The sequence below is a fragment of the Paracoccus denitrificans genome, from assembly GCF_900100045.1.
Taxonomy (GTDB): domain Bacteria; phylum Pseudomonadota; class Alphaproteobacteria; order Rhodobacterales; family Rhodobacteraceae; genus Paracoccus; species Paracoccus denitrificans.
The window spans coordinates 51254-66969 of the sequence record NZ_FNEA01000014.1; the positions used below are offsets into that span (position 1 = coordinate 51254).

General features: G+C 67.7%; 13 protein-coding genes. 11 read left to right on the forward strand and 2 right to left on the reverse strand.

The genetic code is table 11. The features are described from left to right. Nucleotides 1–25: 25 nt before the first annotated feature. On the reverse strand, nucleotides 26–391 hold the full coding sequence (locus tag BLT64_RS13790; protein WP_011747160.1) for an STAS domain-containing protein: 366 nt from the start codon (nucleotides 389–391) through the stop codon (nucleotides 26–28). A gap of 238 nt (nucleotides 392–629) precedes the next feature. Between BLT64_RS13790 and BLT64_RS13795 the strand changes: the two genes are divergently transcribed. From BLT64_RS13795 to BLT64_RS13820, 6 genes are all read left to right on the forward strand, one after another. Further along, nucleotides 630–1007 (forward strand): hypothetical protein, encoded by a 378-nt coding sequence (locus BLT64_RS13795; protein WP_011747161.1) that lies wholly within the window; start codon nucleotides 630–632, stop codon nucleotides 1005–1007. 20 nt (nucleotides 1008–1027) lie between these two features. Beyond that, nucleotides 1028–3490, forward strand: a complete 2463-nt coding sequence (locus tag BLT64_RS13800) for a M10 family metallopeptidase (RefSeq protein ID WP_011747162.1) — start codon at nucleotides 1028–1030, stop codon at nucleotides 3488–3490. Nucleotides 3491–3700: 210 nt separating this feature from the next. Next, nucleotides 3701–5113 (forward strand): circularly permuted type 2 ATP-grasp protein, encoded by a 1413-nt coding sequence (locus BLT64_RS13805; protein WP_011747163.1) that lies wholly within the window; start codon nucleotides 3701–3703, stop codon nucleotides 5111–5113. 14 nt (nucleotides 5114–5127) lie between these two features. Continuing rightward, nucleotides 5128–6087: an alpha-E domain-containing protein gene (locus tag BLT64_RS13810; RefSeq protein WP_011747164.1), complete on the forward strand. Its 960-nt coding sequence runs from the start codon at nucleotides 5128–5130 to the stop codon at nucleotides 6085–6087. Between the two features lie 10 nt (nucleotides 6088–6097). Beyond that, nucleotides 6098–6904, forward strand: coding sequence for a transglutaminase family protein (locus BLT64_RS13815; RefSeq protein ID WP_011747165.1), 807 nt, complete (start codon nucleotides 6098–6100; stop codon nucleotides 6902–6904). A gap of 63 nt (nucleotides 6905–6967) precedes the next feature. Then, on the forward strand, nucleotides 6968–7693 hold the full coding sequence (locus BLT64_RS13820) for a proteasome-type protease (RefSeq protein WP_041529777.1): 726 nt from the start codon (nucleotides 6968–6970) through the stop codon (nucleotides 7691–7693). 12 nt (nucleotides 7694–7705) lie between these two features. Here BLT64_RS13820 and mutS read toward each other — a convergent pair whose 3' ends face one another. Next, on the reverse strand, nucleotides 7706–10342 hold the full coding sequence (mutS, locus tag BLT64_RS13825) for a DNA mismatch repair protein MutS (RefSeq protein WP_011747167.1): 2637 nt from the start codon (nucleotides 10340–10342) through the stop codon (nucleotides 7706–7708). Nucleotides 10343–10498: 156 nt separating this feature from the next. On the opposite strand from mutS, the gene BLT64_RS13830 reads away from it, so the two are divergent. The 5 genes from BLT64_RS13830 to BLT64_RS13850 all read left to right on the forward strand — a co-directional run bounded on the left by BLT64_RS13830 (nucleotide 10499) and on the right by BLT64_RS13850 (nucleotide 15301). Next, nucleotides 10499–11338, forward strand: a complete 840-nt coding sequence (locus tag BLT64_RS13830) for a 2-keto-4-pentenoate hydratase (protein WP_011747168.1) — start codon at nucleotides 10499–10501, stop codon at nucleotides 11336–11338. Nucleotides 11339–11482: 144 nt separating this feature from the next. Beyond that, a complete protein-coding gene (locus BLT64_RS13835; RefSeq protein WP_011747169.1) occupies nucleotides 11483–12589 on the forward strand; it encodes an ABC transporter substrate-binding protein in 1107 nt (368 codons plus the stop codon). A 53-nt stretch (nucleotides 12590–12642) separates the two neighbouring features. Continuing rightward, entirely contained in the window at nucleotides 12643–13491 is an 849-nt protein-coding gene (locus BLT64_RS13840; RefSeq protein ID WP_041529778.1) for an ABC transporter permease, read from the forward strand. Continuing rightward, the gene (locus BLT64_RS13845; protein ID WP_011747171.1) at nucleotides 13488–14270 is read left to right on the forward strand and encodes an ABC transporter permease; all 783 of its coding nucleotides are present in this window, start codon (nucleotides 13488–13490) and stop codon (nucleotides 14268–14270) included. Before BLT64_RS13840 ends, BLT64_RS13845 begins: the two co-directional genes overlap by 4 nt. Continuing rightward, the gene (locus BLT64_RS13850; protein ID WP_011747172.1) at nucleotides 14267–15301 is read left to right on the forward strand and encodes an ABC transporter ATP-binding protein; all 1035 of its coding nucleotides are present in this window, start codon (nucleotides 14267–14269) and stop codon (nucleotides 15299–15301) included. The genes BLT64_RS13845 and BLT64_RS13850 overlap by 4 nt, the downstream gene beginning before the upstream one ends. Nucleotides 15302–15716 lie beyond the last annotated feature (415 nt).

Below are 15716 nucleotides of genomic sequence, written 5' to 3' on the forward strand. Positions count from 1 at the left end.
CTTCCGGCAGGTTCGGGCGAGGCGTTCATTCTTCGGGCCTTTTCTGCCCCGGGTCGGGGTCACCGGGGGGCTCGGGCGCGTCGCCGGTCTTGCGGATGGTCAGCACGGTATGCATCCGGGTCAGCTGGAACACCCGCTCGACATTCGGCGTCAGCCCGGTCAGCGTCAGCTGCCGCCCGGGGGGCATGGCCTTGTAGATCGCGATCACCGCGCCAAGGCCCGAGCTGTCCATGAATTCGACCCCGCCCAGATCCAGCGTCACATGTGGTCCACCCCGCGCGATCAGGCCGCGCACGCGGTCCTTGAAGGCGGTGGCGATGGCGGCGTCGAGGCGCTTTTCATCGACGCGGATCGTCAGCCCGTCCGGCTGGAGCAGCAGTGTCAGTTGCATTTTCGGTTCCGTCGTTTCGGTGTGGTGCGATCCCCTTCTAGGCCGGAAACCTTTACCATCCGGTAAGCGCCGGGCGGATTTCCTGCGCATCAGGGGCCGGAAATGCACGGCATTTTCATGAACTGCGGGTCGGATGACGTGATTTGCGCCGGTTGTTCCTGCGTTGCGTTGGCATGTTCGGGCGGGGCGGGTTAACCATTGATCCGATGACCCCCGCATCCGCACGAGAGACGACGCCATGCGCCTTGCCCTGCTGCCGGCAACCCTGTTCGCGGCCTGCGTCGTGACCGGCGCGGTGGCGGATCCTGTCAGGCTGACCTGCCCCCCGGGCGACAATGCCCTGGTGGCGCAGCTATGCGCTGCGCTGGACGAGGTGCTGGGCCAGCACGATGCGCGGCCCGAAGACATGCCCTGGACGCAGTTGGTCCTGGATGCCGAAAGCCCGCGCCCCGACATCCTGCGCGCCAGGCTGACGGTCGAGAGCGCCTCGGGCCGGCACCAGGGCGAGGAGATCGTACTGTCGGTGACGGATCGGCCCTCGATTCCCGATGAGCGGGTCCGGGCCCTTGCCCGGGCGCTGCTGGAAACCGCGCTTTCGCAAGCCGCACGCAATTGATTTCGCACAAGGACGATTCCATGACGCTCACGGGCAGAAACCTGACCTTTGCCGATGCCGCCGGCACGACCCTGCACGAGACGGCCGCGGTCGCCCGCGCGGTCCGCACCGAGGGCGGCGATGCGCCGGCGGGGCGCTCGACCGGCTATGCGATGGCGGTGGGGGACACGTTCAACGGCACCCTGAGCGCGGGCGACAGGGATTGGGTGCGCGTTGAGTTGCAACCGGGCAGCTATGTCATCACGCTGGATTCGCGCGGCGCGGCCGGCGTCTACGATCCGTATTTGCGGGTCATGGACGACGATGGCGTGCAGGTCGCCCAGAACGACGACGGCGACGGGCTGAACTCGCGCCTGGTGCTGAACGTGGCCCAGCCCGGCACCTATTACTTGGAGGCGGGCAGCTATGCCGGGCTTTACTCGGGCGCCTACAGCCTGAATCTGGCGGCGACGGGGCCGACGCACCACTTCACCATGGCCGAGATCGCCCTGCAACTGACCGACGGCTACTGGGAGGCGACCGGGCGGTCGCGCCGCGCCTTCGATGTCGGGCAGGGCGATGTGCTGAACGTGGACCTGTCGGGGCTGACGCAGGAGGGGCGGCAATTGGCCGGCATGGCGCTGTCGGCCTGGGCGCAGGTGACGGGCATCGTCTTCAACCGCAATCCCGGGACGAACGCGACCATCCACATCACCTTCGACGACAGCGACTGGGGGGCTTGGTCCTCGTCGATGACCAGCGGCGACCGCATCGTCAGCTCGCATGTGAATATCGGGCTGGACTGGCTGATCAGCTATGGCACGGGCTACAACAGCTACAGCTATCAGACCTATATCCACGAGATCGGCCATGCCCTGGGGCTGGGTCATGCGGGGAACTACAACGGCAGCGCCGTCCTGGGGGTGAACAACCACTATCTGAACGACAGCTGGCAGGCATCGGTGATGTCCTATTTCGACCAGGCGGAGAATGTCTGGGTCGATGCCAGCTTTGCCTATATCGCCTCGCCCATGACCGCCGACATCCTGGCGATCCAGCGGCTTTACGGTCCGACCGCGATCCGCACCGGCAACAACACCTATGGCGAAACCACCAATGCCGGGCCAAGCTATGCCACCATCGCGGCGCTGCTGCGCAATGCGGATACGCGGGACGACATCGCCTTTACCATCTTCGACCAGGGCGGCGTGGACATGCTGGACCTGGGCACCGACACGCGTGGCCAGCGCATTTCGCTGGTGGCGGGGACGTCGTCCAACGCCTATGGGCTGGTGGGCAATATCTCGATCATGCCCGGCACGCTGATCGAGAACGCGCAGGCCGGCCGCGGCAACGATCTGGTCATCGGCAACTGGGCCGACAATATCCTGCGCGGCGGCGCCGGCAACGACACGCTTCGTGGTGCGGCGGGCAATGACACGCTGAACGGCCAGGGCGGCGCCGACCGACTTGTGGGTGGTGTGGGCGACGACGTCTATGTCACCGATGGCCGGGACCAGATCGTCGAGGCGGCGGGGCAGGGCATCGATACGGTGCGTTCTACCGTCACCCTGCAACTGGGTGCCAATCTGGAGAATCTGGTGCTGATCTCGAACGCGGCGCAGGACGGCGGCGGCAATGCGCTGGCCAACCGGCTGACCGGCAATGCCCATGCCAACCGGCTGGAGGGCTTTTCCGGCAACGACACGCTGCTGGGCGGTCAGGGCAACGACACGCTGTATGGCGGCAACGGCTGGGACGTGTTGGGCGGCGGCGCCGGGGCCGACCTGCTGATCGGCGGCAACGGCAACGACATCCTGCGCGGCTGGACCGGCAACGACACATTGCGCGGAGGGGCCGGCAATGACACGCTGAACGGCCAGGGCGGTGCCGACCGGCTTGAGGGCGGCGCGGGCGACGACGTCTATGTCACCGATGGCCGGGACCAGATCGTCGAGGCGGCGGGGCAGGGCATCGATACCGTGCGTTCTACCGTCACCCTGCGGCTGGGCGCCAATCTGGAGAACCTGGTGCTGATCTCGAACGCGGCGCAGGACGGCAGCGGCAATGGGCTGGCCAACCGGCTGACCGGCAATGCCCATGCCAACCGGCTGGAGGGCTTTTTCGGCAACGACACGCTGCTGGGCCGTCAGGGCAACGATCTGCTGTTTGGCGGCCAGGGCGACGACTGGCTGGAGGGTGGCGCCGGTGCCGACCTGCTGGTCGGCGGCCAGGGCGACGATACCATGCTGGGCGGGGCCGGGGCCGATCATTTCGTCTTTCAGGGCGGCCGGGACGTCGTGGGCGATTTTCAGGACGATCTGGATACGCTTCGCATCGACGACGCGCTTTGGGGCGGCGGCCCGCGCAGCGTGGCGCAGGTCCTGCAACTCGCCCATGTTGCGGGCGGCAATACCGTCTTCGATTTCGGCAACGGCAATGTGCTTACGCTGAACGGGTTTGCCAATATCGCCGCGTTGCAGGACGACCTGATCATCGTCTGAGGCACTGCCCGCGGAATCGGCAGCCCTGTTGCGGCCGGTTTCCCGTCCTTTCCGCCTCCCCCGAGCCGTGCCGGCCTTTTCTGCCTGTTATTTCGGCAGAAAAGGCCCGGCGCTCGTCAAACCCTGATTTCGTTTTGGCCGCAGGCGCCGCTGCTGTGGACAGCGCCAGCGAGGATGCGAAGATCATGGGCACAGGGAAGGGTGGCAGCGATGACGATTTACTACAATGAAATGGTCGATGGCGGCCTAGTGCGCGAGCCCTACGCCATGCTCTCGGACTGGATCGAGACCATGCCGGCCGAGATCCGCCAGATGAAGCAGGCCGAGGCCGAGGCGCTGTTTCGCCGCATCGGCATCACCTTCGCCGTGTATGGCGAGGGCGGCGACCCGGACCGGCTGATCCCCTTCGACATGATGCCGCGGGTGTTCCTGCAAGGCGAATGGCGCCGGCTGGAGCGCGGCATCAAGCAGCGGGCGCGGGGGCTGAACGCCTTTCTGCGCGATGTCTACGGCCGGGGCGAGATCGTGCGCGCCGGCCGCATCCCGGCGCCGCTGGTCTATCGGAACGCCGCCTATGAAAAGGCGGTGGTCGGCTTCGTGCCGCCGCGCGGGGTGTTCTCGCATATCGTCGGCATCGACATCGTGCGCACCGGCCGGGACGAGTTCCATGTGCTGGAGGACAATTGCCGCACCCCCTCGGGCGTCAGCTACATGCTGGAGAACCGCGAGATCATGATGCGGATGTTCCCGGCGCTGTTTCGCAACAACCGCATCGAGCCGGTGGACCAGTATCCCGAATTGCTGCGCCGCACGCTCGCCTCGGTCGCGCCGGCGAAATGCGAGGGCGAGCCGACCGTGGTGATCCTGACGCCCGGCCACTACAACAGCGCCTATTACGAGCACAGCTTCCTTGCCAACCTGATGGGGGTGGAGCTGGTCGAGGGCAGCGACCTGTTCGTCGACGGCGGCTTCGTCTACATGCGCACCACGCAGGGGCCGAAACGGGTGGACGTGATCTATCGCCGCATCGACGACCAGTTCCTCGACCCGCTGTGCTTTCGCCGCGATTCCATGCTGGGCGTGCCGGGGCTGATGGATGTCTGGCGCTCGGGCGGGGTCTCGATCGCCTCGGCCCCCGGCGCGGGCGTGGCCGACGACAAGGCGGTCTATACCTTCGTGCCCGAGATGATCCGCTTCTATCTGGGCGAAGAGCCGATCCTGAACAACGTCCAGACCTGGACGCTGTGGAAGGACGACGACTACCGCTATGTCATGGCCAATCTCAAGGACCTGGTGGTCAAGGAGGTGCATGGCTCGGGCGGCTACGGCATGCTGATCGGGCCGCGCGCGACCAAGGCCGAGATCGAGGCATTTGCCGAGCGCATCAAGGCCGATCCCGGCAATTACATCGCCCAGCCCACGCTGGCGCTGTCCACCAGCCCGACCTTTGTCGACGAGGGCGTGGCGCCGCGCCATGTCGATTTGCGCCCCTTCTGCCTTTGCGGCGACCGGATCGAGCTGGTGCCCGGCGGGCTGACCCGCGTGGCGCTGCGCGAGGGCTCGCTGGTGGTGAACTCGTCGCAAGGCGGGGGCGTCAAGGACACCTGGGTTCTGTCGGAATAGGAAAGGGGCCAGCCATGCTCAGCCGCACCGCCGCCAACCTGTTCTGGATGGGCCGCCATCTGGAGCGCGCCGAAACCGCCGCCCGCCTTCTGGACGTGGGTGCGCGCATCACCCTGCTGCCGAACACCGCCGAGGGCTATCGCAACGAATGGGAATCGCTCTTGCGCGCCTCGGGCGCGCAGGCCGCCTTTGCCGAGCGCTACGGCGACGAGATCACCCAGGAGAACGTCGAGACCTGGCTGTTCTTCGACCATGCCAACCCTTCCTCGGTCGCCTCGTGCATCGAGCGCGCGCGCGAGGGCGGGCGGATCGTGCGCACGGCGCTGACCAGCCAGGTCTGGGACGCGCTGAACAGCGCCTATCAGGATCTGCGGGCGCTGGAACGCCGGTCGCGCGGCCAGCTCGACCCCGCCATGCTGACCGATTTCACCACCCGGCACAGCTCGACCGTGCGCGGGGCGATCAACGCCACGCAACTGCGCAACGACGGCTGGCATTTCATCAATCTGGGCTATTCGCTGGAACGTGCCGACGCCACCGCCCGGCTGCTGGACGTGAAATACTTCGTGCTGCTGCCGCGGGTCGAGTTCGTAGGCTCGGGCCTCGACAATTACCAATGGCAGGTGATCCTGCGCGCGCTTTCGGCGCATCGGGCGTTCCACTGGGCCTATGGCGGCGAGGTGACGGCCAGCAAGGTCGCGGATTTCCTGATCCTGAACGGCGAGAGCCCGCGTTCGCTTCTGACCTCGCTTTACGAGGCGGTCTGGCATCTGGACGGGCTGGTGCGCCGCTATGGCGCCGCGGTGCCGGCCAGCGCCTCGGCCCGCGCGCATGAGACGCTGGAGCAGTTGATCGCCCGCGACATCGAGGCGATCTTCGACGAAGGGCTGCACGAGTTCCTGTCCTGGTTCATCAATGAGGTGGCCAGCATCTCGAATGCCGTGCATGACGATTACCTGAGCGGACGGATGTAGGGGGCGGACGATGCGGCTGAAGATCACCCACGAGACCAGCTATTGCTACGATCCGCCGGCGCAGGGACTGGTGCAGAGCCTGCGGCTGACGCCCTCGGTCCATGAGGGGCAGCGGGTCGCGGACTGGACGATTTCGGTCAGCGGCGGCCAGCGCGGCGCCGCATTTCGCGACGGTGCCGGCGACTGGATCGAGGGCTGGAGCGTGCGCGGCCCGGTGCAGGAGATCGTGGTCTCGATCGCTGGCCAGGTCGAGACCCGCGACACCGCCGGCGTGCTGCGCGGCCACCGCGAGACGGTGAATCCGCTGGTCTATCTGCGCCCGACGGCGGCGACCCGGATCGACGCGGCGTTGCGCGACCTTGCCCTTTCCGAACAGGGCGAGGACGGGCTGGACCTTGCGCACCGGCTGGCCGCGGCCGTCGCAAGGGCCATCGCCTATGAGCCGGGCGTGACCGAGGCGCATACCACCGCCGCCGAGGCCCTGGCGCTGGGGCAGGGGGTCTGCCAGGACCATGCCCATGCGCTGATCGCCTGCGCCCGCGAACGCGGCCTGCCGGCGCGCTATGTCTCGGGCTATCTGCATTCCAATGCCGGGGGCGAGCCGCATGACGCCGCCCATGCCTGGGCCGAGATCCATGTCGGCTCCCTCGGCTGGGTCGGCTTCGACGCCGCGAATGCCTGCTGCCCGGACGACCGCTATGTCCGGCTGGGCTCGGGGCTGGACGCGGACGATGCGGCGCCGGTGCGCGGCACCACCTTCGGCTCGGGCGAGGAAAGCCTGGACGTGCGGGTGCAGGTCGAGGAGATGGAGCAGTAACCCCGGTTGCACGGGGCGCGGGGCGGTCGTATGCCTCGGGGAATTCTGTGCCAGGAAACGGTCATGACCTATTGCGTCGGCTTGAAGCTCAACGAAGGGCTGGTTCTGCTCTCGGATACCCGGACGAATGCCGGGCTGGACAATATCTCGACCTATCGCAAGATGTTCTTCTTCGAGCAGCCGGGCGAGCGGGTGATCGCCATCCTGACCGCCGGCAGCCTGTCGCTGACCCAGACCACCATCGCGCGGCTGCAAGAGGCCATCGACCTGCCCGAGGCCGACGAGACCAGCTCGATCATGCATGCCGCGACCATGCTTCAGGTCGCGACGATCATCGGCCAGACGCTGAACCGCACCCGGCGCGAGATCGTCGAGCAATGCCGCGACCTGAACCAGCAGGCCAGCGCCAGCATGATCGTCGGCGGCCAGCGCGCGGGCGGCGAGATGCGGCTGTTCCTGGTCTATCCCGAGGGCAATTTCATCGAGGCGACCGAGGACACGCCGTTTCTGCAGATCGGCGAGCATAAATACGGCAAGCCGATCCTGGACCGGGTGGTGCGGCCCGACACCTCGCTGGCCGATGCGCAAAAGGCGGTGCTCCTGTCGATGGATTCGACGCTGCGCTCGAACCTGTCGGTGGGGATGCCGCTGGACCTGGCGGTGATCCGCAAGGACGACTGCCGGGTCAGCCACAAGCGCCGCATCCTCGAGGGCGACCCGGCCTTCATGGCCATGTCCGCCGCCTGGTCCGCCGCGCTGCGCGACAGTTTCGTCAAGGTGACGATCTAGCGCCGCCCGCCGTCACGGCTCGCCATCCAGCATGCCGCGGAGTTCATAGACCAGGTCCAGCGCCTCGCGGGCGCTGATCGTGTCGGGGTTCAGGCTGCGCAGGCGGTCCTCGACCACCGAGGGCTTCGCCTTGCCCGCGGGTGCGGGGGCCGGCGCGGCGCGGAACAGCGGCAGGTCGTCGAGCAGCGCGGCGGGCTTGCCGGTGCCCTGCCGCTCGCCGCTTTCCAGCTGGTGCAGGATATCGCGGGCGCGGTCCACAACCGAGGGCGGCAGCCCCGCCAGCCGCGCCACCTGCACGCCATAGGAGCGGTCGGCGGCGCCCTTCCTGACCTCGTGCAGGAAGATCACCTCGCCCTCCCATTCGCGCACCGCGACGGTGGCGTTCTCGACGCCGGGCAGGCGCGCCGACAGCGATGTCATCTCGTGGTAATGCGTGGCGAACAGCGCCCGGCAGCGGTTCGTGGCATGCAGATGCTCCATCACCGCCCAGGCGATGCTGAGCCCGTCCCAGGTCGCGGTGCCGCGCCCGATCTCGTCCAGGATCACCAGCGCATGGTCGTCGGCCTGGTTCAGGATCGCCGCCGTCTCGACCATCTCGACCATGAAGGTCGAGCGGCCGCGCGCCAGGTCGTCCGCCGCGCCGACGCGGCTGAAAAGCTGGCTGACCAGCCCGATATGGGCGCGGCGCGCGGGCACGAAGCCGCCCGCCTGCGCGAGGATGGCGATCAGCGCATTCTGGCGCAGAAAGGTCGATTTTCCGGCCATGTTCGGGCCGGTCAGCAGCCAGATCGCCGGGGTCTCGCCCTGGGTCAGCGCGCAGTCGTTGGCGACGAAAGCCTCGCCCTTGCGCTTGAGCGCACGCTCCACGACCGGGTGCCGGCCGCCCTCGATCACGAAGGCGCGGCTGGCATCGACCTCGGGGCGCACCCAGCCCTCGCCCGAGGCGAGGTCGGCGAAAGCGGCGGTCAGGTCGATCTCGGCCAGCGCGCGGGCCGCCTGCCCGACGGGGCCGGCCCGGTCCAGCACGGCGCGGGACAGGCGGGCAAAGATCTCGCGCTCGATCTCCAGCGCGCGGTCGCGGGCGTTGAGGATGCGGGTTTCCAGTTCGGACAGCTCGACCGTGGTGAAGCGGATCTGGTTCGCCGTGGTCTGGCGGTGGATGAACCGCTCGTTCAGCGGCGGGGCCAGCATCCGTTCCGCATGGGTCGAAGTCGTCTCGATGAAGTAACCCAGGACGTTGTTATGCTTGATCTTCAGGCTCTGCACGCCGGTCTCTGCGATATAGTCGGCTTGCATGCGGGCGATGACGCCGCGGCCCTCGTCGCGCAGGCGGCGGGTTTCGTCCAGGTCCTCGTCATAGCCCGGCGCGACAAAGCCGCCGTCGCGCGCCAGCAAGGGCGGTTCGGCCACCAGCGCCTCGTCCAGCAGGTCGATCAGCGCGTCGTGGCCGGTCAGGTCGTGCGCCGCCTCGGCCAGCACGGCGATCTCGTCGTTGCCCAGCATTGCGGCGATGGCCGCGCCTTGCGTCAGCCCGGCGCGGATTGCGGCCAGGTCGCGCGGCCCGCCCCGCTCCAGCGCCAGTCGCGAGAGGGCACGGTCCATGTCGGGCGCGCGCGACAGCGCCTCGCGCAGATCGGCGGTCAGGCGCGGCTCGTCCACCAGATGCGCCACCGCCGCCTGCCGGGCGTGGATTTCGTCCAGGTCGCGCGAGGGGGCGCTGATGCGGCGTTCCAGCAGCCGCGCGCCGCCCGCCGTCACGCTGCGGTCGATGGCGGCCAGCAGGCTGCCCTCGCGCCCGCCGGACAGGGCCTGCGTCAGCTCCAGGTTGCGGCGTGTCGCGGCGTCGATCTGCATGGCGCCGCCAAGCGCCTCGCGCACCGGCGGGCGGATCAGCGGCATCCGGCCCTTTTGCGTCAGTTCCAGGTAATCGGCGATGGCACCCATGGCGGCCAGTTCGGCGCGGGAAAACTGGCCGAACCCGTCCAGCGTCTCGACCGAAAACAGCGCGCACAGCCGGCGCGTCGCCGCGCTGCTGTCGAAGCTGCCGCCGGGCAGTTCCGTCAGCGCGGCCCCCGCCTCGGCGGCGATCTCATCGAGGTTCGCGCCCTCGGCCGCCAGCAATTCGCGTGGCGCGTGGCGGGCGAGTTCGGGGGCCAGCCGCGCCGGCGGGCAGGGCATGACGCGGAAGGCGCCGGTCGAGATGTCCACCCAGGCCAGCGCCGATTCATCGCGCACACTGGCAAAGCTGGCCAGGAAATTGTGCCGCCGCGCCTCCAGCAGCGATTCCTCGGTCAGCGTGCCGGGGGTGACGAGCCGCACCACATCGCGGGCGACGACGGATTTGCTGCCGCGCTTCTTGGCCTCGGCCGGATCCTCCATCTGCTCGGCGATGGCGACGCGGAAGCCCTTGCGGATCAGCGTCAGCAGGTAGCTTTCGGCGGCATGGACCGGCACGCCGCACATTGGGATCGGCTCGCCCAGATGGGTGCCGCGTTTCGTCAGCGCGATGTCGAGGGCGGCGGCGGCGGCCACCGCGTCCTCGAAGAACATCTCGTAGAAATCGCCCATGCGATAGAACAGCAGCGCGCCGGGATTGGCCTCGCGGATCGCGAGATACTGCGCCATCATCGGAGTGGGTTGGTCGCTCATGTCCAGCCTTGTCGCCTGCGGTCCCGTTCTTCTAGGGGATGCGCGGGCCGATGCAAACAGGATGCGGGCAAGTTGCCGCAGGAACGCAAGAATCCCGGTGACAGCCGCCCCTTGTTGCGGCATCGTCTGCGGGAAAACAGTCTTGGGGCGGTGGCGATGAAATCGTTGATTCTGGGCGCAATCATGCTGCCGTTCGCGGGCGTGGCCGTCGCAGCCTGCCCGGATGTCTCGTTGATGCAGAACGCCGCGCGCGGCTGGATCGCCGGCCAGCGCCTGCCCGACCCGCTGGTGCGCACCGTCGAGGAGGGGGCCTGCGCCTATGCCAGTTTCCGCAGCGTGCTGGAGGCGGAACTGGGCGCTCCGGTCGGGGTGAAGGTCGGCTTCACCTCGAAGCCGGTGCAAGAGCGGTTCGGCGTGTCCGAGCCGGTGGCCGGGGCGCTGTTCGCGCCGATGCTGCTGCCGGACGGGGCGCGGCTCAGCCTCAAGGGCGGCCGCGACCCGTTTTTCGAGGCCGATCTGGTCGTGACCGTGGGCAGTTCCGCCATCATGCAGGCCCGGACGCGCGAAGAGGTGGCGGCCGCGCTCAAGGATGTGCGGCCCTTCATCGAATTGCCCGACCTGGCGCTGCAAAAGGACGTGGTGCCGACCGGACCCCTGATGGTGGCCTATGGCGTCACGCCCTGGCGCGGCGTGCTGGGGCGGGGCATCCCGATTTCCGAATTGCGCGATCCGGTCGCCGATCTGGCGGCGCTGACGGTGAACCTGAAACTTGACGGCAAGAGCATCGGCACCGGCTCGGGCGAGATGCTGCTGGGCCATCCGCTGGACGTGGTGTTGTGGCTGGTCCAGCAGGGCCGCTATGAGCTGAAGCCCGGCTCGGTGATCTCGTTGGGTTCGCTGGGCACGCTGCATCCCGCCCAGCCCGGCCACCGGGTCGAGGCCGAATACCGCATCGGCGGCAGGGCCATGAAGGTGGGGCTGGTGCTGGTGCCCTGAGCGGCCGGGGCCGGGCGCGGTTCCCTTGGGTCAACTGCGAAAAAAAGCTTTGCCAGCAGGGCCTTCCTGTCGCAAGACTGTCATGGGGGGCCGCTAGGTGGCATCCAGCCGCCGATGGGGCGTGTTCTGGAACGGAGTTGACCAATGACCATTCAATCGACCGCGGCAGGACTGGCCGCGCTGACCCTGCTGGCGGGTTCGGGGGCGGCCGTGGCCCAGGACCTGGCGGCGCTGGAAGAGGCCGCCAAGGCCGAGGGCATGCTGACCACCATCGCCCTGCCGCATGACTGGTGCAACTACGGCGGCGTGATCGAGGGCTTCAAGGCGAAATACCCCGAGATCAAGGTCAACGAGCTGAACCCCGACGCGGGTTCGGCCGATGAGTTGGAGGCGATCCGCGCCAACAAGGACAACAAGGGGCCGCAGGCGCCCGACGTGATCGACGTGGGCCTGTCCTTCGGCCCGCAGGCCAAGGCCGAGGGGCTGATCCAGCCCTACAAGGTCGCGACCTGGGACACGATTCCCGACGATGCCAAGGATGCCGAGGGCTATTGGTATGGCGATTATTACGGCGTGATGGCCTTTGGCGTGAACACCGACCTGATCGACGAGGCGCCGCAAAGCTGGAAGGACCTGACCAAGCCGGAATACGCGAACGCCTTCGCGCTGGCGGGCGATCCGCGCGCCTCGGCCCAGGCGATCATCTCGGTCATGGCGGCGGGCATCGCCAATGGCGGCGAGCCGGGCGAGGCATCCGGCCAGAAGGGCATGGAATTGATGGCCGATGTGAACAAGGCCGGCAATTTCGTCCCGGTCATCGGCAAGTCGGCGACCATCGCCCAGGGTGCGACGCCCATCGTCACCGCCTGGGACTACAACCTGCTTTCCTGGCGCGACAGCCTGAACGGCAACCCGCCGGTCGAGGTGATCATCCCCGAGGACGGCGTGGTCGCGGGCGTCTATGTGCAGGCGATCTCGGCCTATGCGCCGCATCCGAACGCGGCCAAGCTGTGGATGGAATACCTGTATTCGGACGAGGGCCAGCTGGGTTGGCTCAAGGGCTATTGCCACCCGATCCGCTTCAACGACCTGGCGGCCAACGGCAAGATCCCGCAGGAACTGCTGGACGCGCTGCCCCCGGCCGAAGCCTATGAAAAGGCGATCTTCCCGTCGCTGGAGCAGCAAGAGGCCAACAAGAAGGTCGTGACCGAGGGCTGGGACGGCACCGTCGGCGCGGCGGTCCAGGAATAAGGCGCGGCGGCCCCGCTTGGATGGCGGGGCCGCCCCCGAACTTGCGAGACGGAATGAGACAGATCGGCTGGAACTGGCTGGGCGTGGTGCCCTTTTTCGCCTTTGCGTTGCTGTTTCTGGTGTTGCCGACGATGAACATCGTCATCGGCGCATTCCAGAACCCGCAGGGCGAGTTCACGCTGGCCAATCTGGCCGGGCTGGCCTCGCCGCGGATCGTGTCGAGCTTTGCCATCTCGATCAAGATCTCGCTGGCCTCGGCGCTGCTTGGCTGCCTGATCGGCTTCGCCATGGCGGCGGCGGTGGTCATGGGCGGCGTGCCGCGCTGGATCAAGGGGCCGCTGATGACGTTCTCGGGCGTCGCCTCGAACTTCGCCGGCGTGCCGCTGGCCTTTGCCTTCATCGCCACGCTGGGGCGGGTGGGGCTGGTGACCATGCTGCTGCGGCAATGGTTCGGCATCAACATCTATGCCATGGGCTTCAACCTGCTGTCGTTCTGGGGCCTGACGCTGACCTATCTGTTCTTCCAGATCCCGCTGATGATCCTGATCATCACCCCGGCGCTGGAGGGGCTCAAGCGCGAATGGCGCGAGGCGGCCGAGGTGCTGGGCGCCTCGACCGGGCAATATTGGCGCATGGTGGCGCTGCCGATCCTGTTCCCGTCGCTGCTGGGCACCTTTGCGCTGTTGTTCGCCAACAGTTTCGGGGCGGTGGCGACGGCCTATGCGCTGACCGGATCGTCGCTGTCCATCGTGCCGATCATGCTGTTCGCGCAGATCCGGGGCGACGTGCTGCAAGACCCGCACCTGGGCTATGCCATGGCCTTCGGCATGATCGTCGTCACGGGCCTTGCCAACCTTGCCTATGTCGTCATGCGCGCCCGTGCCGAACGGTGGATGCGATGAGGCGGGTCTGGTCCTGGGCGGCGCTGATCGTCGGCGGGCTGTATTTCCTGCTGCCGCTGATCGGCACCATCGAGTTCTCGCTGCGGATGCGGCGCGGGGAATATTCGCTGGACGCCTATCGCTCGGTGCTGTCGGACCCGAATTTCCGCGCCACCTTCAGCTATTCGGTGGCCATGGCGCTGCTGACCATCGTGCTGGGCGTGCTGATCGTGGTGCCGACCGCCTATTGGGTGCGGCTGCGCCTGCCGCGGCTGCGCCCGGTGATCGAGTTCATCACCCTGCTGCCGCTGGTCATTCCTGCGATCGTCGTCGTCTTTGGCTATATCCGGCTTTACAATACCTCGTCGGTGCTGCCGCTGACCGGCACCGCCTCGGGCACCAACCTGCTGCTCTTGTGCGGCTATGCCACGCTGGCGCTGCCCTATATGTATCGCGCCGTCGATACCGGGCTGTCGACGCTGGACGTGCGCTCGCTGACCGAGGCGGCGCAATCGCTGGGTGCCGGCTGGGTGCGCATCATCGGCCGGCTGATCCTGCCCAACGTGCTGGGCGCGGTGATGTCGGGCGCCTTCCTGTCCTTTGCCATCGTCATCGGCGAATTCACCATGGCGGCGCTGCTGAACCGGCCGGCCTTCGGCCCCTACATGCAGCTTCTGGGTGCGAACCGCGCCTATGAGCCGGCGGCGCTGGCGGTGATCGCCTTTGCCGTCACCTGGGGCTGCATGGGGCTGATGCAGCTGATTTCCCGCCTGTTCGGCACACGGATACGACCGACATGAGCTTCCTGACCCTTGATCACCTGCAGAAATCCTTTGGCGCGACCCGGGTCGTGCATGACTTCGACCTGGCCATCGAGAAGGGCGAGTTCGTGTCTTTCCTGGGTCCTTCGGGCTGCGGCAAGACCACGGTGCTGCGCATGGTCGCGGGGTTCGAGACGCCTACGGCGGGCCGGGTGGTGATCGACGGGCAGGACGTGACCCGGGCACGCCCGAACCAGCGCCAGATCGGCATGGTGTTCCAGTCCTATGCGCTGTTCCCGAACCTGACCGTGGCCGAGAACGTGGGCTTCGGCCTGCGCGTCGCCGGCGTCCCGCGCGCCGACCGCGCCGGCCGCGTGGCCGAGATGCTGGACCTGATCGGCCTGCCCGACCTGGGCGGGCGCTATCCCTGGCAGCTTTCGGGCGGCCAGCAGCAGCGCGTGGCGCTGGCCCGGGCCCTGGCGCCGCGCCCGCGGGTGCTGCTGCTGGACGAGCCGCTTTCGGCGCTGGATGCCAAGATCCGCGTCAGCCTGCGCAACCAGATCCGCGAGATCCAGCAGCAGCTTGGCATCACCACCATCTTTGTCACCCATGACCAGGAAGAGGCGCTGTCGATTTCCGACCGCATCGTGGTCATGCACAAGGGCATCGCCGACCAGACCGGCACGCCCGCGCAGATCTACAACCAGCCCGCCACGGATTTCGTCGCCGGCTTCGTCGGCACCCTGAACCGCTTCGAGGCCGAGGTGCTGGACGCCGCCCGCGGCCTTGTCCGGGTCGAGGGCGCCGAGATCGCGCTGGACCGGCCGCTGCCCGCCGGGCGCATCACCTTGGCGGCGCGGCCCGAAAGCCTGCGCATTGCGCCCGATGGCATCCCGGCCGAGATCACCGGCGTCGAGTTCCTGGGCTCGGTCCAGCGCCTGCGGGCGCGGGCGGCCGGGCGCGAGGTGGTGCTGGACCGTTTCAACGAACCGGGGGCCGAATTGCCAAGCCCCGGCGCGCAGGTGCGTCTTGCGGCGCCGGGGGCCGGCTGGCTGGTTCTGACCGGCTGACCCCCCGGCCCGGCACCTGCCCAAAAACACAGCTGAACTTGCGGTCGCGGATCGGGTTAGATCGGCGAAAACCTGCCGGATCGGCCGTAGCGTGCGGCGGTCTTTCGCGTGTCCCCTCGGCGCCTCATCCAAGGGCGGGCCAAGGGATCGTCGAAGGCCCCGGATTCACGACGGATTGCGGTTGAGCATCCTGCGGTGGTGATGCCACGGGCAGGCTCAATCGCGGGATGTGACCGATTCGCCGATCAGGGGCGGCAAGGCTGTCGTTTCCGGGCGGGACGAGCCGGTCGGCGCAACGCCATGGATGGAACGGAAAGGAACGGAACACCTAGAAACCCACAACTCCAACGCGAAACACATCAGAAAAACCGGCGGTTTCCTGTCCAAAAGGATAGGTGCAACGGTTCTGGCCGAT